The sequence below is a fragment of the Pseudomonas sp. AKS31 genome (genome assembly GCF_023634765.1).
In the GTDB taxonomy this organism is placed as follows: domain Bacteria; phylum Pseudomonadota; class Gammaproteobacteria; order Pseudomonadales; family Pseudomonadaceae; genus Aquipseudomonas.
Genome location: NZ_JAMLFX010000013.1, coordinates 1 through 23620, shown reverse-complemented (window position 1 = coordinate 23620; position 23620 = coordinate 1). Strand labels below are relative to the sequence as shown.

At 59.9% G+C, this 23620-nt stretch carries 20 protein-coding genes; 15 read left to right on the top strand and 5 right to left on the bottom strand.

What is annotated here, in order from left to right; all coding sequences use genetic code 11:
• The first annotated feature begins 3 nt into the window (after positions 1-3).
• From algK to M9827_RS23310, 12 genes are all read left to right on the top strand, one after another.
• Positions 4-1506: an alginate biosynthesis TPR repeat lipoprotein AlgK gene (gene algK / locus M9827_RS23365; RefSeq protein WP_250607364.1), complete on the top strand. Its 1503-nt coding sequence runs from the start codon at positions 4-6 to the stop codon at positions 1504-1506.
• The gene (locus tag M9827_RS23360; RefSeq protein ID WP_250607363.1) at positions 1503-2984 is read left to right on the top strand and encodes an alginate export family protein; all 1482 of its coding nucleotides are present in this window, start codon (positions 1503-1505) and stop codon (positions 2982-2984) included. The genes algK and M9827_RS23360 overlap by 4 nt, the downstream gene beginning before the upstream one ends.
• 26 nt (positions 2985-3010) lie before the next feature.
• Positions 3011-4582 carry a mannuronan 5-epimerase AlgG gene (algG, locus tag M9827_RS23355; protein WP_250607362.1) on the top strand — a complete coding sequence of 524 codons (1572 nt, stop codon included), beginning with the start codon at positions 3011-3013 and terminating at the stop codon, positions 4580-4582.
• Positions 4583-4592: 10 nt separating this feature from the next.
• A complete protein-coding gene (locus M9827_RS23350) occupies positions 4593-6053 on the top strand; it encodes an alginate O-acetyltransferase (RefSeq protein WP_250607360.1) in 1461 nt (486 codons plus the stop codon).
• An 8-nt stretch (positions 6054-6061) separates the two neighbouring features.
• Positions 6062-7174: a mannuronate-specific alginate lyase gene (locus tag M9827_RS23345; protein WP_250607358.1), complete on the top strand. Its 1113-nt coding sequence runs from the start codon at positions 6062-6064 to the stop codon at positions 7172-7174.
• 270 nt (positions 7175-7444) lie between these two features.
• Positions 7445-9010 carry an MBOAT family O-acyltransferase gene (locus M9827_RS23340; protein ID WP_250607356.1) on the top strand — a complete coding sequence of 522 codons (1566 nt, stop codon included), beginning with the start codon at positions 7445-7447 and terminating at the stop codon, positions 9008-9010.
• A 10-nt stretch (positions 9011-9020) separates the two neighbouring features.
• Positions 9021-10196, top strand: coding sequence for an alginate O-acetyltransferase (locus tag M9827_RS23335; protein WP_250607354.1), 1176 nt, complete (start codon positions 9021-9023; stop codon positions 10194-10196).
• Positions 10197-10210: 14 nt separating this feature from the next.
• Positions 10211-10867 (top strand): alginate O-acetyltransferase AlgF, encoded by a 657-nt coding sequence (locus M9827_RS23330; RefSeq protein ID WP_250607352.1) that lies wholly within the window; start codon positions 10211-10213, stop codon positions 10865-10867.
• Between the two features lie 207 nt (positions 10868-11074).
• On the top strand, positions 11075-12526 hold the full coding sequence (locus M9827_RS23325; RefSeq protein WP_150792404.1) for a mannose-1-phosphate guanylyltransferase/mannose-6-phosphate isomerase: 1452 nt from the start codon (positions 11075-11077) through the stop codon (positions 12524-12526).
• A gap of 235 nt (positions 12527-12761) precedes the next feature.
• Positions 12762-13226 carry a multidrug transporter gene (locus M9827_RS23320; RefSeq protein WP_093436253.1) on the top strand — a complete coding sequence of 155 codons (465 nt, stop codon included), beginning with the start codon at positions 12762-12764 and terminating at the stop codon, positions 13224-13226.
• A gap of 36 nt (positions 13227-13262) precedes the next feature.
• The gene (locus M9827_RS23315; RefSeq protein ID WP_250607350.1) at positions 13263-14087 is read left to right on the top strand and encodes an SDR family oxidoreductase; all 825 of its coding nucleotides are present in this window, start codon (positions 13263-13265) and stop codon (positions 14085-14087) included.
• Between the two features lie 243 nt (positions 14088-14330).
• On the top strand, positions 14331-15332 hold the full coding sequence (locus M9827_RS23310; RefSeq protein WP_250607348.1) for an SEL1-like repeat protein: 1002 nt from the start codon (positions 14331-14333) through the stop codon (positions 15330-15332).
• 59 nt (positions 15333-15391) lie between these two features.
• Here M9827_RS23310 and M9827_RS23305 read toward each other — a convergent pair whose 3' ends face one another.
• The 4 genes from M9827_RS23305 to M9827_RS23290 all read right to left on the bottom strand — a co-directional run bounded on the left by M9827_RS23305 (position 15392) and on the right by M9827_RS23290 (position 20290).
• The gene (locus M9827_RS23305) at positions 15392-16255 is read right to left on the bottom strand and encodes an efflux RND transporter periplasmic adaptor subunit (RefSeq protein ID WP_250607346.1); all 864 of its coding nucleotides are present in this window, start codon (positions 16253-16255) and stop codon (positions 15392-15394) included.
• Between the two features lie 10 nt (positions 16256-16265).
• Positions 16266-16466 (bottom strand): DUF1656 domain-containing protein, encoded by a 201-nt coding sequence (locus tag M9827_RS23300; RefSeq protein WP_007914106.1) that lies wholly within the window; start codon positions 16464-16466, stop codon positions 16266-16268.
• A complete protein-coding gene (locus M9827_RS23295; RefSeq protein ID WP_250607344.1) occupies positions 16456-18648 on the bottom strand; it encodes an FUSC family protein in 2193 nt (730 codons plus the stop codon). The genes M9827_RS23300 and M9827_RS23295 overlap by 11 nt, the downstream gene beginning before the upstream one ends.
• Before the next feature lie 142 nt (positions 18649-18790).
• A complete protein-coding gene (locus M9827_RS23290) occupies positions 18791-20290 on the bottom strand; it encodes an efflux transporter outer membrane subunit (protein ID WP_250607342.1) in 1500 nt (499 codons plus the stop codon).
• A 275-nt stretch (positions 20291-20565) separates the two neighbouring features.
• Between M9827_RS23290 and M9827_RS23285 the strand changes: the two genes are divergently transcribed.
• The 3 genes from M9827_RS23285 (at position 20566) to M9827_RS23275 (ending at position 23088) form a co-directional block, all read left to right on the top strand.
• On the top strand, positions 20566-21534 hold the full coding sequence (locus M9827_RS23285) for a LysR family transcriptional regulator (protein WP_007914118.1): 969 nt from the start codon (positions 20566-20568) through the stop codon (positions 21532-21534).
• A 380-nt stretch (positions 21535-21914) separates the two neighbouring features.
• Positions 21915-22289, top strand: coding sequence for a DUF6124 family protein (locus M9827_RS23280; RefSeq protein ID WP_250607340.1), 375 nt, complete (start codon positions 21915-21917; stop codon positions 22287-22289).
• Between the two features lie 337 nt (positions 22290-22626).
• Entirely contained in the window at positions 22627-23088 is a 462-nt protein-coding gene (locus tag M9827_RS23275) for a hypothetical protein (protein WP_250607338.1), read from the top strand.
• Positions 23089-23405: 317 nt separating this feature from the next.
• Here M9827_RS23275 and M9827_RS23270 read toward each other — a convergent pair.
• The coding region (locus M9827_RS23270; protein ID WP_250607336.1) for a hypothetical protein at positions 23406-23620 on the bottom strand (215 nt) is incomplete at its 5' end.

Here is a 23620-nt window from a genome sequence, read left to right as displayed (position 1 = left end):
GACATGCCTGTGACCTTTTTTCTGAGAACACCACAATCCCTGTGGGAGCTGGCTTGCCAGCGATGGGATCAATGCGGTCTAGCTGAAAAACCGAGTCGCCTGAATCGCTGGCAAGCCAGCTCCCACAAGGGATCAGTATGTGCCTTGGCGCTGGCGGTCAGTCTGGCCGGTTGCGCCGGCCTGCCCGATCAGCGTCTGGCCAACGAAGCGCTCAAGCGTGGCGACACTGCCACCGCCGCGCAGAACTATCAGCAACTGGCGGACCTGGGTTACAGCGAAGCGCAAGTCGGCCTCGCTGATATCCAGGTCGACAGCCGCGATCCCGCGCAAATGAAACAGGCCGAAGCGACTTACCGCGCCGCCGCTAGTGTTTCGCCGCGCGCTCAGGCCCGTCTCGGTCGCCTGTTGGTGGCCAAACCGGGTTCTACCGAAGCCGAGCACCACGAAGCCGAAAGCCTGCTGAAAAAAGCCGCCGCCAATGGCGAAGGCAACACGTTGATCCCGCTGGCGATGCTCTATCTGCAATACCCGCACAGCTTCCCCAACATCAACGCGCAGCAGCAGATCGATCAGTGGCGCAAGTCCGGTTACCCGGAAGCCGGTCTGGCCCAGGTGCTGCTGTATCGCACCCAAGGCACCTACGACCAGCACCTGGATGACGTGGAAAAAATCTGCAAAGCCGCGCTCAACACCACCGACATCTGCTACGTCGAACTGGCCACGGTCTATCAGAAACGTGCCCAGCCAGAGCAGCAGGCCGAGCTGATCAAGCAGATGCAGGCCGGTTACAGCCGTGGCACGGTCACCGCGCAGCGTGTCGATTCCGTGGCCCGCGTATTGGCCGACTCGACCCTCGGCAAGACCGACGAAAAAACCGCGCAGTCGCTATTGGAGCCGATCGCTCCGGGCTACCCGGCGTCGTGGGTGACCCTCGCGCAACTGCTCTACGACTACCCGGAACTGGGCGACGTCGATCAGATGATGAAGTACCTCGACAACGGCCGCGCAGCCGATCAGCCACGCGCCGAACTGTTGCTGGGCAAGCTCTACTACGAAGGCAAACTGGTCCCGGCCGACGCCAAAGTCGCCGAAGAACATTTCCAGAAAGCCGTGGGACGCGAAGTTGCCGCCGACTACTACCTCGGCCAGATCTATCGCCGTGGCTACCTGGGCAAGGTCTATCCGCAGAAGGCCCTCGACCACCTGCTGACCGCTGCGCGCAATGGCCAGAACAGCGCCGACTTCGCCATCGCCCAACTGTTTTCCCAAGGCAAGGGCACCAAACCCGACCCGCTCAATGCCTATGTGTTCAGCCAATTGGCCAAGGCGCAAAACACTCCGCAAGCCGATGAGCTGGCGACCACCCTCGCCGCGCAACTGCCGCCCGAGCGTCTGGCCGAAGCCCAACGTCTGCTGCAACAAGAGCAAGCCAGCCGTGGCGCTCTGAACCCGAACACGCTGCAACTGCACGCCCTGCAAGAAGAAGACGGCGAGGAAAAATTATGAAGTTGAATCCATTCGTGAAGGCCGGCATTGGCCTTTCGTTCGCGCTGATCTGGTCTTGCCCGACACTGGCCGCGATGACTGAAACCAAGAACTTTGGCCTGGAAGTGAAAGTCACCGGCCAGTCCGAAGACGACCGTGACCTCGGCACCGCCAGGGGCGGCGACGTCAACGGCGTCGGCCTCGACCTGCGTCCGTGGATCTACGGCGAAAGCGGCGCGTGGAGCGCCTACGCCATGGGTCAGGCCGTGACTTCGACCGACATCATCGAAACCGACACCCTGCAACAATCCGATGGTGAACAAGCCACCGACAACAGTGATCGCAAAACCAAGAAAAACTACCTGGCGATGCGCGAGTTCTGGGTCGGTTACAGCGGCCTCACGCCGTACCCGGGCGAGATGCTCAAGTTCGGTCGCCAGCGTCTGCGCAATGACGATGGCCAATGGCGCGACACCAACATCGAAGCGCTGAACTGGACCTTCGACACCACCCTGTTGCGCGCCAACGCCGGTGTTGCCGAACGCTTCAGCGAATACCGCACCGACCTGAAAGAGCTGGCGCCGAAAGACAAGGATCGCCTGCACGCCTACGCCGATGCCGCTTACCAGTGGACCCCAGGCAACTGGGTCGGCATTCGCGGTCATCACACCCACGATGACGGCAAACTCGATTACGCCGAGCCGGGTGTTCCGCGCGACTCGCTGGACAAGACCGAGAACGGCGACATCAGCTGGATCGGCCTGACCGCCGACAGCGACGCCTACAACTGGCGCAACACCAACACCGTCAACTACTGGGGCAGCATCACCGGCATGAGCGGCGACCGCGACACGGTCAACGCGCTGAACGCCGATGGCTCGCGTCCGGCGCAAGCCAAGCGCAGCGAAGACGTCAACGGCTGGGCCACTGATATCGGTGTGCGTCTGCGCCTCGATCCGCAATGGCAAGTCGGCGGTGCCTACGCCCGCGCCAGCGCCGATTACGAGCAGAACGGTCTGGAGAGCAACCGCTCCAACTACACCGGTACCCGTTCGCGTGTGCACCGTTTCGGTGAAGCGTTCCGTGGCGAAATGAACAACATGCAGACCGCGACTCTGTTCGGTTCCTGGATGGTCAATGACGAGTACGACGCCAGCCTGATCTACCACAAGTTCTGGCGCGTGGACGGTAACAAGCCAGTGGGCAGCAACGGCATCAACGCCGTGGAAAACAACACCGATGACGCCACCGGCGCGATTCTTTCCAGCACCTCGCTGCCGCTTGAAGACGGCAACAAGGATCTGGGCCAAGAGATGGACCTGGTCGTCACCAAGTACTTCAAGCAAGGTCTGTTGCCGGCGGCGTTGAGCCAGTCGATCGACGAGCCTTCGGCCCTTGTGCGCTTCCGTGGCGGTGTGTTCAAACCGGGCGATGCCTACGGCAAGCAGGTTGATTCGTACATGCACCGCGCGTTCATCGACGTGATCTGGCGCTTCTGATGCAAACCGCCAAGGGAGTGCCCGACATGATCAGCACCAGGACAGGCTCACTCAGCCTGCTGGCCGGCGCGATGCTGCTGGCCAGCGCCAGCGCCTTCGCGACAGTGGAGCCGGTTAAGCCGGTGACCACCGCCAAAGAGCTGCAACAAGCCAAGACCTATACTGTCAGCAGCGCGCCGACCGAAGCGCTGAACCTGGCCGCGCCGAAACTGCCGGACATTTCCGGCTATACCGCCGAAGCCGCTGCCGCGAAAATCGTCCGCAGCAAAGCAGGCAAAGTCAGCGTGCGCCGGATGATGCAGGAAGACGCGCTGAAGGACTTCATCGGCGGCGACAACAAGATGGCCGAATGGGTGGTGCGTCAGCACGGCATCCCGCAGGCGATCTTCGTCGATGACGGCTACATGAACCTCAAGGATCTGGCGCAGAAACTGCCCAAGCAGTATTTCAGCGAGACCTCGCCGGGTGTGTACCTGTCGAAGTTGCCGATCGTGGTCGGCCGTAAAGGCATCCTCGAAATCGACGGCCAGACCCAGGAACTGCGCCTGTCGCAAGAAGCCGGTGCGTTCATGGTCAACGACGGCCAACTGTTCGTGCGTGACACCAAAGTCACCGGCTGGCGCGAAAAGGACAACGGCCCGGCGACCTTCCGTTCGCCGAAGGAATTCCGTCCGTTCCTGCTCGCCTGGGGCGGCACCGAGACCTACATCGTCAACAGCAAGATGGCCAGTTTCGGCTACGCCAACAGTAAGTCGTACGGGGTGAGTATTTCCCAGTACACGCCGAACATGGCCAAGGTGCTCAAGCGTCCTGAGCCGACCGGCTGGATCGTCGGCTCCGAGTTCTCCGACATGTGGTACGGCTTCTACTGCTACGAGACCCGCGACTTCGTAGTCAAGGGCAACACCTACAAAGACAACATCGTCTACGGCATCGACCCGCACGACCGTTCCCACGGCCTGATCATTGCCGAGAACACCGTGCACGGCACGAAGAAGAAGCACGGGATCATTATTTCCCGTGAGGTCAACGACAGCTTTATCTTCAACAACAAGAGCTTCGACAACCACCTCTCGGGTCTGGTGATCGACCGTAACAGCGTCAACAACATCATTGCCTACAACGAGATCTACAAGAACCACACCGACGGCATCACGCTCTACGAGTCTGCCGACAACCTGCTGTGGGGCAACAAGGTCATCAGCAACAAGCGCCACGGCATCCGCATTCGTAACAGCGTGAACATTCGCCTCTACGAAAACGTTGCCATGGCCAACGGTTTGACCGGCGTCTACGGCCACATCAAGGACCTGACCGACACCGACCGTGACATCAAGCTCGACCCGTTCGATGCCCAAGTGTCGCTGATCGTCGTTGGCGGTGAACTGGCGGCCAATGGCAGCGGCCCGCTGTCGATCGATTCGCCCTTGAGTGTCGAGCTGTATCGCGTGTCGATGCTGGCGCCGACCAAATCCAGCGGCATCAGCTTCAACGGCATCCTTGGCGAACGCCAGGATGAAATTCTCGACTTGCTGGTACGCCAGCAGAAAGCCGTGCTGATCGACCCTGTCGAACGCCAGACCGAAATGCAGGACTGAGGATAATTTTATGCACCCACACCTAATCAAATTACTCAGCCTGTCGGCCCTGACCGTGGGCATTCTTGCGGCCAGCCAAGGCGCGCGCGCCGATGAAGGTGCCGCTGCCACGCCGCCGAAGTTCAGCGCCGAACCGTGCTGCAACCTGTGCCCGGCCGCCCATGACGCGAAGAACTACACCACGCGTTATCAGCAGAACTTCACCACCCTGGTGCAGGCGCAAGGCGACTGGTTGTTCCGCACGCAGGAAGATTTGCGCACCGAGTTCAACACCACGCCGGCCGGCTACAAACGCCTGCAACAGTTGCACGATGCGTTCAAGGCCAAAGGCGTTGAGCTGGTGATCGTTTACCAGCCGACCCGTGGTCTGGTGAACCGCAACAAGCTCAACCCGCAGGAAAAAGCCGCGTTCGACTACGAGAAAGCGCTAGGCAACTACAAGACCATGCTCGGCCGTTTCGCCAAGATGGGTTACGTGGTGCCGGACCTGTCGCCGCTGACCAACGAATCGCTGCCGGACACCCTGCCCGCCCACGATTTCTACTTCCGCGGTGACCAGCACTGGACGCCATACGGCGCTCAGCGCACGGCGAAAATCGTCGCCGAGAAGGTCAAGCAGATCCCGGCCTTCGCCGACATTCCCAAGCGTGAATTCGAGACCAAACGCTCCGGACGCATGGGCAAGACCGGCACCCTGCACAACATGGCCGGGCAACTGTGCGGTACCAGTTACGCGATCCAGTACATGGACCAGTTCACCACCGAGCCTAAGGGCGAGGCCGGTGATGGCGACCTGTTCGGTGATTCCGGCAACCCGCAAATCACTCTGGTCGGCACCTCGCACAGCGGCAAGAACTACAACTTCGCCGGCTTCCTCGAAGAAGCCATTGGCGCCGATATTCTCAACGTCGCCTTCCCCGGCGGTGGCCTGGAAGGCTCGATGTTGCAGTACCTCGGTAGCGACGAATTCCAGAAGACCCCGCCGAAAATTCTCATCTGGGAATTCTCGCCGCTGTACCGCCTCGACCAGGAAACCATCTACCGCCAGATGATGTCTCTTCTCGACAACGGCTGCGAAGGCAAAGACGCGCAAATGTCCGCGAGCACCACGCTCAAGCCGGGCAGCAAACAAGAACTGCTGGTCAACAGCAAAAACCTGAACCTGCAGAACAGCAGCCATCAGGTCGACATCCGCTTCGCCGACCCTTCGGTGAAAACCCTGCAAGCCACCCTCTGGTACATGAACGGTCGCCACGAGGACATCAAGATCGAGAAACCGGAAACCTCCGACACCGACGGTCGTTTCGCCTTTGAGCTGCGCACGGACGAAGACTGGGCCTCGCAAAACCTGCTGGCAGTCGAAGTCCAGGGCCCGGAAGCGGGCACCGCGCCGCAGAAAGTCGAAGCGAAAATCTGCAAACGCAACGTATTCCCGGGCGCTGGGCAACAAACCGCTCAGGTCGGGCAATGAGGTCTGCTATGCGAAACTCGAAACTGAAAACTCTTTTAGCGCCGACGCTGCTCGGGCTGGCGATCCTCGCCGGCACCGCGCAGGCCGCCGCGCCACTGCGTCCGCCCCAGGGCTATTTTGCGCCTGTGGATAAATTCAAGACCGGTGACAAAAGCGAAGGCTGCGATGCCATGCCGACGCCGTACACCGGGCCGCTGCAATTTCGCAGCAAATACGAAGGTTCGGACAAGGCCCGCGCGACGCTGAACGTGCAGTCGGAAAAAGCCTTCCGCGACACCACCAAAGACATCACCACCCTGGAGCGCGGCACCGCCAAACGGGTGATGCAGTTCATGCGCGACGGTCGCCCGGAGCAGCTCGATTGCACGCTCAACTGGCTGACCGCGTGGGCCAAGGCCGATGCGTTGATGTCGAAAGACTTCAACCACACCGGCAAGTCGATGCGCAAATGGGCACTGGGCAGCATGGCCTCTTCGTACATTCGCCTGAAATTCTCCGACTCGCATCCACTGGCTCAGCATCAGCAGGAAGCGCAGTTGATCGAGGCATGGTTCAGCAAAATGGCCGATCAGGTCGTCAGCGACTGGGACAACCTGCCGCTGGAAAAAACCAACAACCACTCGTACTGGGCCGCCTGGTCGGTGATGGCGACCTCGATCGCAACCAACCGCCGCGACCTGTTTGACTGGGCGGTGAAGGAATACAAGGTTGGCGTCAATCAAGTCGATGCCGACGGCTTCCTGCCGAACGAACTCAAGCGCCAGCAACGCGCCCTCGCCTATCACAACTACGCCCTGCCGCCGCTGGCGATGATCGCCAGTTTCGCCCAGGTCAACGGTGTTGATTTGCGCCAGGAAAACAATGGTGCGCTGAAGCGTCTCGGTGATCGGGTGTTGGCGGGGGTGAAAGACCCGGATGAATTCGAGAAGAAGAACGGCAAAGAGCAGGACATGACCGATCTCAAAGAGGACATGAAATTCGCCTGGCTCGAACCATTTTGCACGCTCTACACCTGCCCGGCGGATGTGATCGAGAAGAAGCACGGCATGCAGCCGTTCAAGACCTTCCGCTTGGGTGGCGACCTGACCAAGGTCTATGACCCGGCGCATGAAAAGGGCTAAAAGCCCCTCACCCTAACCCTCTCCCGGAGGGAGAGGGGACTGACCGAGGTGCTTTTGAGAAATCCGCCGACCTGATACATCGAGTCGATCTCAATATTGGCAGCGCCAGAGATCAGGCTCCCTCTCCCTCCGGGAGAGGGCGGGGGGTGAGGGCAGGTTTTCAAGGCCCGGCACAACCCTGACAGCAACACCGTTTCACCCCTCCATTACCACGGGGGGTTTGGGGGGGCTTTGGCCCTTGACTGTTGGTTCAAACATGGAGAGATCGGGATGGTATTTTCATCCAACGTGTTCCTGTTTCTGTTCTTGCCGATCTTTCTCGGCTTGTACTACTTGAGCGGGCAACGCTATCGCAATCTGCTGCTGCTGATCGCCAGCTACGTGTTCTACGCCTGGTGGCGTGTGGACTTCCTCGCGCTGTTCGCGGCCGTCACGCTGTGGAACTACTGGATCGGCCTCAAAGTCGGTGCCGCCGGTGTGCGGACCAAACCGGCGCAGCGCTGGCTGTTGCTGGGCGTCGCGGTGGACCTGTGCATCCTCGGCTACTTCAAGTACGCCAACTTCGGCGTCGACAGCATCAACGCGATGATGACGTCGGTCGGTCTTGAGCCGTTCATCCTCACCCACGTGCTGCTGCCGATCGGCATCTCGTTCTACATCTTCGAGTCGATCAGCTACATCATCGACGTGTATCGCGGCGACACCCCGGCCACGCGCAACCTCATCGACTTCGCGGCGTTCGTGGCGATCTTCCCGCACCTGATTGCCGGCCCGGTCCTGCGTTTCCGCGACCTCGCCGATCAGTTCAACAACCGCACGCACACCCTCGACAAGTTCTCCGAGGGCTGCACGCGGTTCATGCAGGGTTTCATCAAGAAGGTCTTTATCGCCGACACCCTCGCGGTGGTCGCCGACCATTGCTTCGCCCTGCAAAACCCGACCACCGGCGATGCCTGGCTCGGCGCACTGGCTTACACCGCGCAACTGTATTTCGACTTCTCCGGTTACAGCGACATGGCGATTGGTCTGGGCCTGATGATGGGTTTCCGTTTCATGGAAAACTTCAAGCAGCCGTACATCAGCCAGTCGATCACCGAGTTCTGGCGCCGCTGGCACATCAGCCTGTCGACCTGGCTGCGTGACTACCTGTACATCACCCTCGGCGGTAACCGTAAAGGCACGCTGATGACCTATCGCAACCTGTTCCTGACCATGCTCCTCGGTGGTCTGTGGCACGGCGCGAACATCACCTACATCGTCTGGGGCGCCTGGCACGGCATGTGGCTGGCGATTGAAAAAGCGCTGGGCCTGAACACCTCGCCGCGCAGCCTCAACCCGATTCGCTGGGCGCTGACTTTCCTGCTGGTGGTCATGGGCTGGGTAATCTTCCGCGCCGAGAACCTGCACGTTGCCGGGCGCATGTACGGCGCGATGTTCAGCTTCGGCGACTGGTCGCTGTCGGAACTCAATCAGGCCAGCCTCACTGGTCTGCAAGTGGCGACTCTGGTAGTGGCGTACGTGACGCTGGCCTTCTTCGGTCTGCGCGATCTGTACACCAACCAGCCGCCAGCCAAGAGCAAACCTGAAGTCAACGTCGAGGCCAACGGCCCTGCCACCGCGACCCCGGGAATGATCAAAGCCGCACCGGGCGAAAACCCGGCAAGCATCCACGAACCTGGCTACACCGTCGGCGTCGAAGCCCAGGTGCAACCGGCCTATTGGAGCGCGGACTGGTCGCGCTACGTGATGCGCGGCTTGATCCTGCTGCTGTTCATCGTCTCGATTCTCAAACTCTCGGCGCAAAGCTTCTCGCCGTTCCTTTACTTCCAGTTCTGAGGGATCTGACATGACCCGCTCATTACGCATCTTCTACATCGCCCTGTTCCTGGTGACGCTGTTGGTCCTCGGTCTGTGGTCGGTTCGCAGCTTCTTCGGCTTCAGCACCAACGCCGATGCGACGGTGCTCAACGGCCGCTGGACCAAAGCCGTGGAAACCCACTATGACGAAGAGTTTCCGATCAAGCGTCTGGGCACCAATCTCTGGGCCGCGCTGGATTTCAAACTGTTCAACGAAGGTCGTCCGGGCGTAGTGCTCGGTCGCGATCAGTGGTTGTACAGCGATGAGGAATTCAACCCGATCGTCAACGAAGAGCTGAACCTGCAAGGCAACTACGCGCTGGTCGAAGGCGTGCGCCAGACCCTGAAAGAGAAAGGCGTGAAACTGGTGATGGCGATCGTGCCGGCCAAGGTTCGCCTGTACCCGGAACATCTGGGTGAAGTGAAACCGGCGAGCATCCACGAAAACCTCTATCAGGATTTCCACCAGCGTGTGGCGGCCGACAAGATCCTCGCCCCTGACCTGCTCAAGCCATTGCAACAGGCGAAGCAGAACGGTCAGCAAGTGTTCCTGCGCACTGACACGCACTGGACGCCTGAGGGCGCCGAGGTCGCGGCCAACACCCTGGCGAAAACCATCGCCGACAAGTTCCCGCTCAGCGGCGAGCCACAGCGCTTCGTTACCACGCCGGCCGAGAAGGTCACGCACAAGGGCGACCTGCGTCTGTTCCTGCCGCTGGACCCGCTGTTCGAAAACCTGATGCCGGCGCAAGAGCCGCTGCAAAAGCGCAACACCGTAGCCGCTGGCGAGCAACCTGCCGGTGACGACGCACTGTTCGCCAACAGCGAAGTGCCGGTCGCGCTGATCGGCACCAGCTACAGCGCCAACCCCAACTGGAACTTCGTCGGTGCGCTGAAACAAGCGCTGCACAGCGACGTCGTGAACTACGCCGAAGACGGCCACGGCCCGATCCTGCCGATGCTCAGCTACCTGAAAAGCGACGACTTCAAGAACAGCCCGCCACAGGTGCTGATCTGGGAGTTTCCTGAACGTTATCTGCCTGTGAACAACGAAATCGGCGACGCCGACCCGCAGTGGGTCGCAGAGCTCAAACAAGCCGGTGCTCGCCAACAAAACGTAGCCATAAACACTAAATCCGAGACGCCCGATCGGGCGCAAAACTGAAAGAGAGGTACACCATGACTTTCACTACTACTCCTCGTCGTCTCGCAAAACGCATTGCACTGGTTGCAGGTCTGAGCGTGCTGTCGGTCCAGGCCTTTGCAGGTGGCGACGCCGCGCTGTACGGCCCGACTGCACCGAAAGGCTCGAGCTTTGTGCGGATCTACAACGCCAGCAATGCTGAAGTCAGCGCGACTGTCGGCAGCACCAACCTGAGCGACGTTGCGCCACTGGCCAGCAGCGACTTCAGCTTCATGCCGGGCGGCGATTACAGCGCCAAGGTCGGCAGCCAGACCCTGCCGGTGAAATTGGCCGGTGACCACTACTACACCCTGGTCAACAACGCGTCCGGCGCACCGCAACTGATCGAAGAACCACCGTTCAAGAACAAGCAGAAATCCCTGGTGCGCGTGCAGAACCTCAGCGACAAGCCGCTGACCCTGAAGACTGCCGACGGCAAGACTGAAGTGGTCAAAACCGTGGCGGCCAAGGGCCGTGGCGAACGTGAAATCAACCCGGTGAAAGTCAGCCTGGCGCTGTACGAAGGTGACAAGAAAGTCGGCGACGTGAAACCGGTCGCCCTGGAACGCGGTGAAGCAGCGGTGCTGTACGTCACCGGCAGCGGCAGCAGCCTGTCGCCAGTCTGGGTGAAACGCCCGGTATCGACTCGCTAACAAATTTCCCGAAGAGACGCTGCCCCCTGTAGGAGCTGCGGCACGCTGCGATCTTTTGACTTTGTTTTTGAAGATCAAGATCACCAGATCGCAGCCTTCGGCAGCTCCTACAGGGGAATGCGGCGGCCTCTCGGTACGAGACAAAAACAAGAGTGAAACGACACAGCGTTCGTGCCTCTAACCAATCGATTTTATGGAGTAAACATTATGATTCCGGTGATCTTGTCAGGTGGTAGCGGTTCGCGTCTCTGGCCGCTTTCGCGTAAGCAATTCCCTAAGCAATTCCTCGCCCTGACCGGCGAACACACCCTGTTCCAGCAAACCCTCGAGCGCCTGGTGTTCGAAGGCATGGACACCCCGATCGTGGTCTGCAACAAGGATCACCGCTTCATCGTCAACGAGCAGTTGGCCAATCGTAAGCTGGAATGCCAGCGCATCCTGATGGAACCGTTCGGCCGCAACACTGCGCCAGCCGTAGCGCTGACGGCGATGATGCTGGTCAATGAAGGCCGTGACGAACTGATGCTAGTGCTGCCAGCCGACCACGTGCTGGAAGACCAGAAAGCGCTGCAACGCGCCCTCGCTCTGGCCACCGTCGCCGCCGAAAACGGCGAAATGGTCCTGTTCGGCGTGCCGGCAACCAAACCGGAAACCGGCTACGGCTACATCAAATCCACTGCTGATTCGCTGCTACCCGAAGGCGTCAGCCGCGTGTCGCACTTCGTCGAAAAACCTGACGTCAAACGTGCCACCGAGTACGTCGAGTCCGGCGGTTACTACTGGAACAGCGGCATGTTCCTGTTCCGCGCCAGCCGCTTCCTCGAAGAACTGAAAAAGCACGACCCGGACATCTACGACACCTGCCTGCTGACCCTCGAGCGCAGCCAGCAGGACGCTGACACCATCACCTTCGACGAAGCCACCTTCGCCTGCTGCCCGGACAATTCCATCGACTACTCCGTCATGGAAAAAACCCAGCGCGCCTGCGTGGTGCCGCTGACTGCTGGCTGGAGCGACGTCGGTTGCTGGTCGTCGCTGTGGGAAGTCAACGAGAAAGACGCCAACGGCAACGTCACCAAGGGCGATGTGGTGATTCAGGACAGCAAGAACTGCATGATCCACGGCAACGGCAAACTGGTGTCGGTGATCGGCCTGGAAAATATCGTCGTGGTCGAAACCAAAGACGCCATGATGATCGCCCACAAAGACAAGGTTCAGGGCGTCAAGCAAATGGTCAACACGCTCAATGAGCAGGGCCGCAGCGAAACCCAGAACCACTGCGAAGTCTATCGTCCGTGGGGCTCGTACGACTCGGTGGACATGGGCGGGCGTTTCCAGGTCAAACACATCTCGGTGAAACCGGGCGCGTGCCTGTCGCTGCAGATGCACCACCACCGCGCCGAGCACTGGATCGTGGTCAGCGGCACTGCCGAAGTGACCTGCGATGAAAACGTGTTCCTGCTCTGCGAAAACCAGTCGACCTACATCCCGATCGCCTCGGTGCATCGCCTGCGTAACCCGGGCAAGATCCCGCTGGAAATCATCGAAGTGCAATCGGGCAGCTACCTGGGTGAAGACGATATCGAACGTTTCGAAGATATCTACGGCCGCTCCACCCCGATCGAACGCGGCGTGTCGGTGAAAACCATCGCGCAGTAACTGATCGATAAAACAAGAAGCCCCCGTCCAGCCCGCTGCGTCCCCTATCCGCAGCGGGTTGGGCGGGGGCTTTTTTTACAATCAGAAGATCGCAGCCTGCGGCAGCTCCTACAGGACAAACGCGTTCCAACTGTAGGAGCTGCCGCAGGCTGCGATCTTTTGACTTTGCCCTGCCCATCGCCAACCTCACCTACGCTTAGGTAGGATGACCCTCTCTCTCCTCGAGGTTGTGCGCATGTTCATCGGCATTCTGCTGGTCATCACCTGGTTGATCCTGCTGTTGCGCTACCCGGCCAAAGCTTTACCGGTTTCCGTGGCGGCGGCGATTGGCCTGGGTTTCGTAGCCATGTGGGTGGTGTGGCTGGACAACCGCGAGATCAAGCAACTGGCGCGCCTTGAGATGCGCATCGCCTACGCTCCCGAACAGTGCCCAGCCGATCGTCCGCTGCAACTGAAAATGAAGAACGGCAACGACGTGCCCCTGACCGAACTGCGCTGGCGCATCGCTGCCTACGCGCCGGGCGACACGGTCAACCTGGCCGACAACCAATACACCGCCCCGCGCTATCGTGGCCCCGGCGAATTGCAGGCCGGCGGCGAATGGGAAGACTGCCTGCCGATGCCGCCGCTGCGCCCCGGATATCGCCCGCAAACCCTGGAGTTTCGCGCCGAGCGCTTACAGGGTAGTTTCTCCGACTGATCCCCTCCCCCCACTCTTTTGCACAAGGAAGGCGCCATGCCCGTTGCATTGATTACCGGTTGTTCCAGCGGCATCGGCCGCGCCCTCGCTGATGCGTTCAAAGCTGCCGGGTACAAAGTCTGGGCCAGTGCGCGCAAGGCTGAGGATGTTGCTGCGCTGACAAGTGCCGGATTCACTGCGGTGCAACTGGACGTCAATGACAGCGCGGCGCTGGAGCAACTTGGCGAGCGGATCAACCAGCAACACGGCGGCCTCGATGTGCTGATCAACAATGCCGGTTACGGCGCCATGGGGCCGCTGCTCGACGGCGGAGTGGCGGCCATGCAGCGCCAGTTCGAAACCAATGTGTTTTCGATCGTCGGTGTCACCCGCGCGCTGTTCCCGGTGCTGCGCCGGGCCAAGGGGCTGGTGGTGAATATCGGCAGTGTGTCAGGGGTTTTGGTCACGCCATTCGCCGGTGCGTACTGCGCATCGAAGGCGGCAGTGCATGCCTTGAGCGATGCCTTGCGCATGGAACTGGCGCCGTTCGGCATTCGCGTGATGGAAGTCCAGCCGGGGGCGATTCAATCGAGTTTTGCCAAGAATGCCGGGCATGAGGCAGAGCAATTGATCAATGAACAATCGCCGTGGTTTCCGCTGCGCGAGGGCATTCGCGCACGGGCAAAGGCATCGCAGGACAAGCCGACGCCGGCCAGTGAGTTTGCAGACGTACTGCTCAATGCCGTGCAACAGCGCAAACCGCCACGGCTGATCCGTATCGGCAATGGCAGCCGGGCGCTGCCGATGCTGGCGGCGTTGCTGCCCAAGGGGTTGCTGGAGTCGACGTTGATGAAACGCTTCGGCTTGCGCAGGCAGCTTTGATTCACTTCGGTGAAATTGCCAAATCGGTCGATCCACGTAGAATGCGCCGCACTTGAAGCGCCCGCCGCTTCAAGTGAACCCGATAGCGTATGGAATCGCTGGCGCAAGCATCGAAGCAAGGGAATTGCTGAACACTGATACCCCCTCCCCCCGACCTTTCCTTCTCGGAAACGGCCGCTGCTTTGTTGAACTGCCTGAGGCGAGCCCTGCTTTTACGCTCCAATCCAGATCAGGAAACATCTTGTGAAAGTTTTCAACGTATTGCCTCTGGCATTGCTCACCGTGCTGGCTGGTTGTGCAAGCAAAGAAACCCCTCTCAATGACACTCTGCCGTTACTGACTCAGCAGGACGTATTGCCGGTCGTCACGGCCAGTGAACTCTGCAACCCGCAGATGGATAGCGACATTCTGTTCGGCATCGGTTTCCAGATGTACGAAAACCAGGAGCTCGACGACGCCAAGACCTGCATGGTCATGGCCGCGCCGAAACACCCACGCGCGTTTTGCTACCTGTCGATGATTACCGCTCAGGACGAACAGCTGACCACCGAGCAGCGTAACCGCCAAGCCTTCAACTACACGGCTTACGCGGCGCGGCAAAACGACTGGTGCGCAGAATACGGCCTGTATCAGGACTACAAATACGGCAACTCCGGGGTCAAGGCAGATGCGGCGCTGGCCACTCGCTGGCTGGAGCGCTCGTCGGTGCACGGCTATCCCGAGGCGCAGAAGGACCTGATCAAGCAGTACGAGGAGCAAGGCAATCTGGTCGCGGCCTACGCCTGGACCAAGATCATGGCCAAAGCCGATGACGCAACGGCGGCCGACGCCCTGAAAAAGAAAATGACGGCTGCGCAAATCGCCGAAGGCGACAAGCGTTACAGCGAACTTGCCGGCCAGGTCACCAGCAAGGAAGCCATGTACGCCGAAGCGCGGGAAGAAGACGTCGGCCGTTACTCTGCCGAGATCTACCAGGAATGGCCGGACACCTTCAAGGGCATGTCGTCAACCGAGCGTTACGACTACGTGAAGCAAACCATGTACACGGCAATCAAGCAGCCGTTCACCAAGAGCCGTGGCCACGTGCTGAGCTACATCGTGATCGATCGCGCTGCCAAGCTGAAAAAGTCTTACGCGGATATCTCGAAGGACCAGCGCATCGTCGCCATCATGGAAGATCCAGAGTTGTCGGTCGGTGAAACCATCGAGTCCGGTCTGCTGGTGGTCAAAAAGTTCTACAACTAAATACATACCTGTGGCGAGGGAGCTTGCTCCCTCGCCACAAAAAGATTTCTTGATACCCGTTATTCGCTGGCGTCCTGCTGCACCACCACCGTGCAAGTAATCCCCGCCGCCAGCAACACCCCATCCGGCACTTCATCAATATGAATCCGCACCGGCACCCGCTGCGCCAGCCGCACCCAGTTGAACGTCGGGTTCACATCGGCGATCAGCTCGCGGCTCTCCGGGTTGTCGCGGTCATAGATGCCACGGGAAATGCTTTCCACGTGGCCCTTCAAGACTTCGCCGCTCATCAACTGCATATCGGCCTTGTCACCGACTTTCACGCGGGGCAGTTTGGTCTCTTCAAAGAAGCCGTAAACCCAGAACGAATTCATGTCGACGACGGCCATTTTCGCCTCGCCGATGCGCGCGTAGTCACCGCGATGCACGTTGAGGTTGGTCACGTAACCGTCGACCGCCGCGCGCACTTCGGTGCGTTTGAGGTTGAGTTCGGCCGCTTCCAGTTGCGCTTGGGCGTGTTGATAATCGGCCAGCGCGGCGTCGGCGATGTTGCTGGCGTCGTCGCGGTTTTCCTTGGAGATCACCAGGTTGTCGAGGTCGGCGCGGCGATGGGCGTTGACCTTGCGCATCTCCCACGTCGACTTGCGCGAAGCGACCAGCGACTGCGCCTGTTTCACCGCGATGCGGTAATGCTCCGGGTCGATCTGCATGAGCAAATCGCCTTTCTTAACCAGTTGGTTGTCGCGCACCGGCACGTCGATCACTTCACCGGTGACGTCGGCGGCAACGTTGATAATGTCGGCGCGAACCCGGCCATCGCGGGTCCACGGCGTGTTCATGTAGTGCTCCCACAACGTGCGGCCGATCCACAGCGCCAAGGCCAGCACCAGCAGGGTCGCGAGCAGGCTGAAAAACTTTTTCATCAGATCGTTCTCAACGGTAAACAGTCAGCGCCATGGCGCCGAACAGACAGGTAAACAGACTCAGACGCAACAGCGCCGGGTGCCAGAAAAAACGGTACAGATCGAACCCGGACAGGAACCGGTCCACCGCCCAGGCCAGTGCCGCAGCGATGAAAAACATCAGGGTCATGGTCGGCATGTACACGCCGTGGAAGGCGATTTCACGAGGCATGGGCAATTCCTTCGGGCTTGGCGACGGCGTAGGCCGCGAGCGGTGATTGCGGGTCGAGCAGCGAAGTGCGGATAAAGTGCAGATAGCTCTTCACCCGCCGCAACGCCGAGGTATCGAAGTGCGGCGCGAACGGTTCATCGGTGGCCGCCACGCGACTGATCGCATGATCGACCGCCACCAGCGCACGTTCGAGATTGCTTGAGTTGGGCTGCAGAAACAGCCGCACCAGCGCGCGGCCCATCACGCGGATTGCCTGCCGCCACGGCTGCGATTCGGCATAGGCCGGGTGCACCGGCAGAATCGCCTGTTCCTTGCGCAACTCGATGATTGCGTGGCCGACTTCCAGGACCACAAACATCCAGCGCAGCAGGTGCTTTTGCACCTTCGGCTGCCCGGCCGCGAGACCGTAGGCCTGATGCAGCAAATCGCGGGTACGGCTCTCGAAACTCGAGGCGAGGCCTTTGAGCTTTCCGCTGATCGCGTAGACCACTTGCCCGCGCAAATCCTGCTCCAGACGTTTCCACAACCAGCGGCTGTTCGGCGGCAGAATAATTGCCCCGGCAGCGGCACAGACCAACATGCCCATGACCATGGCGATGTAGTCGTTGATGAAGGTGTATGGGTTGTAGACGGTCAGGTTATCCGGCACCGAACCGGTGCTGAAGAAGATCAGCAACCCGAGGCCGACACCGGCGTATTGCGGGCGCGACGTGAGGAACGAACCGAGCACGATGACGGGTGCGAGCATCACGCACAGCAGCGGGAAACCGTCGATCCACGGGAAGATGAAAAACATCTCGACGAAACCGATCAGCGCGCCGAGAAACGTACCGCACGCCATTTGGAATGCCATGCGTTTCGGGTTCGGCGTGGCGGCGGAGAGGCCCACGGTGGCGGCAGCAATCAGGGTCATCGTCGCGCCGCTTGGCCATGCGGTGGCGACCCAATAACTGCCCAGCACGATGAGGATGAACGAGGCGCGTATGCCTGATGCAGCGGCGGCCCACCAGTTGGTTTGCGGGGTGAACGGTTCGTCCCAGCGCTCACGTTCATGGCGGTGATCGGCCAATGAGGCGTGGGTCTGGGCATAACTGTGCAGGTCGTCGACGAAGCGATAAAGCAGTTCGTACGCGGTGTGGAAATCCAGTTGCTCGGCGTCGCTCGGTTCGCTCTCCTGGAAGAGGGCGCGCAGGCTGCGCACACGTGCCGGCAGGCCTTCCTTGTAGCTCGCCAGCGCTGTCGCCAAGCGCGCGGCATCGGGGCTGGTCAGGGCACGACCGCTAAAGCCGTCGAGTACTTCGGCGAGATCCTGCAAACCGGGTTTGATCGCCGCAACCACATGTTCTTCGCCGTTACCGCGCAGGCGTTCAAGCAACTGATGCAGCGCGTTGAAGCGCGTGGTGATGCCCATGAATTCGCTGTTCAAACGGCTCAATCGACCGTTACGCCGGCGCATGTGCGGGTCTTCGAATACGGTCACGCTGCGCAGCCCTTCGAGGCCCACGGCTTCGGCGATAAAGCGCACGTTGCTCGCCTCGAAAGCTTCAGCTTTGCTGCGCCCGCGCAGGCCATCGGTGACGAACAGCGCGAATACACCAAAGCGCTGATAGAGGGCGTTACGCATGGCCGCGCTGGCGGTTTGCGGCAGGATCGCGGCGCTGATCAGGGTTGAGCAGAGAATCCCCAGCGAGATCTCCAGCACTCGCCAAACCGCTGCCATGAACGCGCCGTCCGGGTGCGCCAACGCGGGCAAGCCAACCATCGCCGCGGTGTAGCCGGCGAGGACAAAACCGTAGGCGCGGAAATTGCGGCAACGCGCAGCACCGGCCGAGCAGATGCCGACCCAGATCGCCAGCGAACCGAGGAACAGCTCGGTGTTTTGCGCGAACAACGCGATCAACGTGACCATCATCGCCGACCCGGCCAACGTGCCGAGGAAGCGATAGAAACTCTTGGCAAACACCTGGCCGCTTTGCGGCTGCATGACGATGAACACGGTGATCATCGCCGTGCGCGGTTGCGGCAATTCCAGGCGCATGGCCAGCCACAGCGTGAGAAACGCGGCGATCAACACCTTGAAGATGTAGACCCAGGTCACGCCATCGCTGCGCGCCCAGTCGAAGAAACCTCGGCGCCATTCCAGGGAGTAGAGCCAGCGCAGAGGTGCGGGCAAGGAAGTCATTTAATTGCGCTCAAAGAGATTCGGTCTGGTTGCAGAATCTGTGGGAGCGAGCCTGCTCGCGAATGCGTTTTCATATTCAACGTTGATGTCGACTGATGAACCGCTTTCGCGAGCAGGCTCGCTCCCACATTAGGTCGTGTGTTCAACGCAGGAGAACCGGGGTTTTCGGGGCCTGGGTTTTCTCGGCGGTCGGCACATCGTTGCCGGCCCCGAGGCCGCCACCCAGCGCCGTCACCAGTTCGGCATGCGCACTGAGGCGCGCCGCCTGCACTTGCTGCTGCACCTGCTGCTGTTTGAACAGCAACGTCTGCGCATTGAGCACGTTGAGGTAATCGGTGAGGCCACGCTGATAGGCGATCATCGCGATGTCGTAAGTCTTCTGCGCGGTGGCCACCGACTCGGCGGCAAAGCCTTGCTGCTTGTCCATCGACTCGCGGCGGATCAACTGATCGGAGATGTTCTTCAGCGCATTGACAAGCGTCTGGTTGTAATGCGCCACGGCGATGTCGTAACCGGCGGAGGCTTCACCCAATTCGGCGCGCAGTCGGCCACCGTCGAAGATCGGCAGCGAGATCGCCGGCCCGACGTTGTAGTTGAGTTTCTTGCCGGTCAAAAACTCCAGCGCACCGCCGCCGGTGGCCATGTAACCGAGGCTGCCGACCAGATCGACGTTGGGGTAAAACCCGGCGTGAGCGACATCGATACCCCGCGCCTGCGCCGCCACTTGCCAGCGACTGGCGACCACATCGGGCCGCTGGCCGAGCAATTCGGCGGGCAGAGCCGACGGCAGTTTCAACGCAGCAGCGAGTGACAGTGTCGGACGCTGCAAGTGCGCGCCCGCCCCCGGCCCCTGTCCGGCGAGCGCGGCAATCTGGTTGCGACTCAGGGCGATTTCTTCGTCTAGCGCATCGAGCTGGCGATGGGTTTCCGGCAGCGGCGTTTCGGCCTGACTAACTTCGAAGTGCGTGCCGATTCCGCCGTTCAAACGTTTCTGCGCCAGATCGAGAATCTGCTGTTGCTGTTTGAGCGTCGCGGCAACGATGTCGCGCTGCGCGTAATGCAGCGACAGTTCGATGTAGGCGCGGACGATGTTGTTCTGCAATTCGAGCTGCGCCAATCGCGCCTCGGCGGCGCTCATGTGCGCCAGATCCACCGCGCGTTCACTGGCATTGCTTTCACGGCCCCAGAGGTCGAGGGCGTAGCTGAAACCCAGCGCCGCGTTGTTGTCCCAAGTGGTGGTATTGGCCAGATCGCCCGGGCCGTAGAACGGGTCGGTCGGCCAGTTGTGGCGTTTGAGGGTCGACTCGCCATTGATCTGCAACGACTCGGCCGCTTCGGCGACGCCGGCCAGGGCTTTGGCCTGACGCACCCGCGCAGCGGCCATGGCCATACTCGGGCTGCCCTTCACGGCGAGGTCGATCCAGCGGTTGAGTTGCGGGTCGCCGTAGGCTTGCCACCATTGCGCGGTGGGCCAGTGGGCGTCACGGGCGGCGTGGGCGATGGCGTCATCGGTGGCCAGAGAATTGGCCTCGATTGCCATGCCCTGCGGGGCAATTCCGTCCGTTGAGATGCAGCCGCCAAGACCCAGGGTAAAAGCCAGAACACTGAGCGGCAAAAGCGCTCTGTTGATGCGACGCGGCACAGCTGCGAATTCCTGAGAGAGGGGTAGATCAAGGACCCGTGTAGGAGCTGCCGCAGGCTGCGATCTTTTGATCTTGATTCCCTTAAAACAAAATCAAAAGATCGCAGCCTTCGGCAGCTCCTACAGGGATCGGCGCAATTCTAGGGAACGCCCTGTACCGCGATAAGCTGGGATTTCTGTGAATCTTTGTTACGGTTAACGAGATAATCCTTAAGTCTGGGGTCTCGCCCCTGAAACTTCGTGTCACAATTTGCCATCTCCCTTGAGAGCACCCCATGGACACTTTGCAAAACATGCGCGCCTTCAGTTGTGTCGCCGAAGCCGGCAGCTTCACCGCCGCCGCCGTGCAACTCGACACCACCACCGCCAACGTCTCGCGCGCGGTCTCCAACCTGGAAGCTCACCTGCAAACCCGTTTGCTCAACCGCACCACGCGGCGCATTGCGCTCACCGAAGCGGGCAAGCGCTACCTGCTGCGCTGCGAACAGATTCTGGCCTATGTTGAAGAGGCCGAAGCCGAAGCCAGCGACGCCCACGCGCGCCCGGCCGGACAATTGAAAGTGCACACCATGACCGGTATCGGCCAGCATTTCGTCATCGACGCCATTGCCCGCTACCGCAAGACCCACCCGGACGTGACCTTCGACCTGACCCTGGCCAACCGCGTGCCGGACCTGCTCGACGAGGGCTACGACGTGTCCATCGTGCTCGCCAGCGAGTTGCCGGACTCGGGTTTTGTTTCGCAACGGCTGGGCATCACTTACAGCATCGTCTGCGCCTCCCCGGCCTACGTGAAAGCCAACGGCGCCGCGCAAAAGCCCAGCGACCTGCTCAACCACGCCTGCCTGCGCCTGGTCAGCCCGGTGATCCCCCTGGAAAAATGGGCCTTCGACGGCCCGGAAGGCCAGGAAATGGTCACCATCAACAGCTCGCCGTTTCTGGTGAACTCCGCCGACGCGATGAAAACCGCGATCACCAGCGGCATGGGCGTGGGCGTGTTGCCGGTGTATGCGGCGATCGAAGGTTTGCGCAACGGCACCTTGGTGCGGGTCATGCCGAACTACCGCTCGCAAGAGCTGAACCTGTATGCGATCTACCCGTCGCGGCAATATCTGGATGCGAAGATCAAAACGTGGGTTGAGTATTTGCGCGGGTCGTTGCCGGAAATTCTCGCCGCCCACCAAGCCGAATTGGCCGCTTACGAATTAAGCGGCAGCCTCGCCGGCGCGCGCGTCGCCAACTGATTTTCAACACACCACGAAACCTGTAGGAGCTGCCGCAGGCTGCGATCTTTTGATCCTGATGTTTAAAAATCAAAAGATCGCAGCCTACGGCAGCTCCTACAGAATGGGGATTTCGCGGATCTTTCCGACAGGTTTTGCAGGTTGTCCGTCGGAAGTGCGGTGGCTAGGATTTGGGTGTCGCTGACGAATCAGCGACCGGACTTGGTCGTCCGGGTTTAGAATGGCGCACTTTTTCAGCTTGCTTAATGGCGAACTGTGCGTGGGAGGGCTTCGGCCCTGCCGGGTTTCCATTCCCTGGTCGACCAACCCACGTACGGTTCGCCACCCTACTGCTTGGTCGCAGTGCGTGACGAACTCCACATCCCGAATGGAGTTTCACCATGTTCAAACCAACGCCCAATCCACCTGAAACCGACGACACCACCCCCTACGAATTCCCCGGCTCAAAGAAATTCCACGAAGCCGCCGACCGCGCCCTCGACCACTACCTCAAACCCAACGCACTGACCCTGCGCTTTCACAAACCCAGCACCATGTTCCAGGTCGCCCCCGATCAGGACAGCGAAAGTCTGCTGGTCCACGCCTGCGAATCCCTGGCCCAGGCCAGTCTCATGACCAGCGACATCGCCGCCTACATCGACCTGCCGCAGCGACGGACGATTCTGGCCATCCAGCAAATCATCATGCTCGCCGAACTGGCGGTGAACCGCGTGCTGGATAACCACGAAATCCCGAAATCCCCGGCCCACAGCTAAAAGCCCCTCACCCTGACCCTCTCCCAAAGGGAGAGGGTCAGGGTGAGGTGTTTGGGCAAGTTACACCGACGTGAAATACCGAGTCGAACTCAGGCTCTGAAAGCCCCCAAATCGCCTCTCTCCTCGGGGAGGGGGCTGGCGTGAGCATCTGACAGGCGTCTTCCACCGACGGACAGAGATTCAACTTTGGAGAAATCAATCAAACCTGAAGAGTTATGGTTGATAGAACAACTATAGCCAAATGGTATAGCCAACCTGTCAAACCTGACAGTTCCTTATTATCTGCTCCACGCAAACACTACCAGTGAATCCCGCACTTGATTTAACGGAGCAAGACATGACCATTACAAGAGATACATTTGAAGGACGTAGAGAATCAGGAACCGGTTCTGTGAACGCCAGAATCAAAGACTACTTCACCGATAAATTTGAAGGGAAACCCGATTTCTTTGTGAGTGATGGAGAACTGGTGGCATTACAGGCGACCTATCAAAACTCCACAAGCACCTCATTTACCATTCACTTGATATTTGATGCAAAAATCGAGAAAGGCAAACATTTCTTCACGGAGAAATTCCCATGCCCGTTTCACTTTTTGTATATACAACACCACATTACAAAATACTATACCAGCATTAAAGATGCGGGCTCAATTGACGTAGAAGAGTTCGATATTGCCGATGGTATTTTCAAAGCCACCTTCAACTTCACCTTCAAGGACTTCGACAACAATAACAAGGAGCACCAGATTCATGATGGTCAGATTGATGTGCAAGGCCTTGAGATCATCGAGGGGTGAAGGCACTGACCACTCAGGTTGCAAAGTCTGACTCAAGTGCAGGCACGAGCAGGTATCAGCTACTGCTGCTCGCCGAACCGGCGGTGAACCGCGTGCGGGACTCCCCAATCCCCAACACACAGCTAAAAGCCCCTCACCCTAGCCCTCTCCCGCAGGGAGAGGGGACTGACCGAGGTGTTTGGTAGAGTTACGCCGACGTGAAAGTCCGAGTTGAACGCAAATTTTGAGAGGCCCACCATCGGCTCCCTCTCCCTCGGGAGAGGGCTGGGGTGAGGGGCAAATCCACCACAAAACCAAAGCCGACCACGCCCCGCTCCTCACCACTCAACAGGATGAGCGTTAGCTCGGCTGCAGCTCTTGATCTGTAAGGCGACGTCGGAGCGAAGGACCCCCGAGCCCCAGCGAGCGGGCCGCACGTAGGAGCAAGCCTTTTTGGTTACTTTTTTCTGGGCCGGCATTCCGGGCGTCTGGAAAAAGTGACCCGCCGTAAGGGCCATCCCTTTCAAGGTCTTTTCGTTTTGGCAGCCTTGAT

What these genes read in the sequence shown, in the direction of transcription:
- algK (WP_250607364.1), top strand. Translation starts at nt 4, where the DNA reads ATGCCTGTGACCTTTTTTCTGAGAACACCACAATCCCTGTGGGAGCTG.
- M9827_RS23360 (WP_250607363.1), top strand. Translation starts at nt 1,503, where the DNA reads ATGAAGTTGAATCCATTCGTGAAGGCCGGCATTGGCCTTTCGTTCGCG.
- algG (WP_250607362.1), top strand. Translation starts at nt 3,011, where the DNA reads ATGATCAGCACCAGGACAGGCTCACTCAGCCTGCTGGCCGGCGCGATG.
- M9827_RS23350 (WP_250607360.1), top strand. Translation starts at nt 4,593, where the DNA reads ATGCACCCACACCTAATCAAATTACTCAGCCTGTCGGCCCTGACCGTG.
- M9827_RS23345 (WP_250607358.1), top strand. Translation starts at nt 6,062, where the DNA reads ATGCGAAACTCGAAACTGAAAACTCTTTTAGCGCCGACGCTGCTCGGG.
- M9827_RS23340 (WP_250607356.1), top strand. Translation starts at nt 7,445, where the DNA reads ATGGTATTTTCATCCAACGTGTTCCTGTTTCTGTTCTTGCCGATCTTT.
- M9827_RS23335 (WP_250607354.1), top strand. Translation starts at nt 9,021, where the DNA reads ATGACCCGCTCATTACGCATCTTCTACATCGCCCTGTTCCTGGTGACG.
- M9827_RS23330 (WP_250607352.1), top strand. Translation starts at nt 10,211, where the DNA reads ATGACTTTCACTACTACTCCTCGTCGTCTCGCAAAACGCATTGCACTG.
- M9827_RS23325 (WP_150792404.1), top strand. Translation starts at nt 11,075, where the DNA reads ATGATTCCGGTGATCTTGTCAGGTGGTAGCGGTTCGCGTCTCTGGCCG.
- M9827_RS23320 (WP_093436253.1), top strand. Translation starts at nt 12,762, where the DNA reads ATGTTCATCGGCATTCTGCTGGTCATCACCTGGTTGATCCTGCTGTTG.
- M9827_RS23315 (WP_250607350.1), top strand. Translation starts at nt 13,263, where the DNA reads ATGCCCGTTGCATTGATTACCGGTTGTTCCAGCGGCATCGGCCGCGCC.
- M9827_RS23305 (WP_250607346.1), bottom strand. Translation starts at nt 16,255, where the DNA reads ATGAAAAAGTTTTTCAGCCTGCTCGCGACCCTGCTGGTGCTGGCCTTG.
- M9827_RS23300 (WP_007914106.1), bottom strand. Translation starts at nt 16,466, where the DNA reads ATGCCTCGTGAAATCGCCTTCCACGGCGTGTACATGCCGACCATGACC.
- M9827_RS23295 (WP_250607344.1), bottom strand. Translation starts at nt 18,648, where the DNA reads ATGACTTCCTTGCCCGCACCTCTGCGCTGGCTCTACTCCCTGGAATGG.
- M9827_RS23285 (WP_007914118.1), top strand. Translation starts at nt 20,566, where the DNA reads ATGGACACTTTGCAAAACATGCGCGCCTTCAGTTGTGTCGCCGAAGCC.
- M9827_RS23280 (WP_250607340.1), top strand. Translation starts at nt 21,915, where the DNA reads ATGTTCAAACCAACGCCCAATCCACCTGAAACCGACGACACCACCCCC.
- M9827_RS23275 (WP_250607338.1), top strand. Translation starts at nt 22,627, where the DNA reads ATGACCATTACAAGAGATACATTTGAAGGACGTAGAGAATCAGGAACC.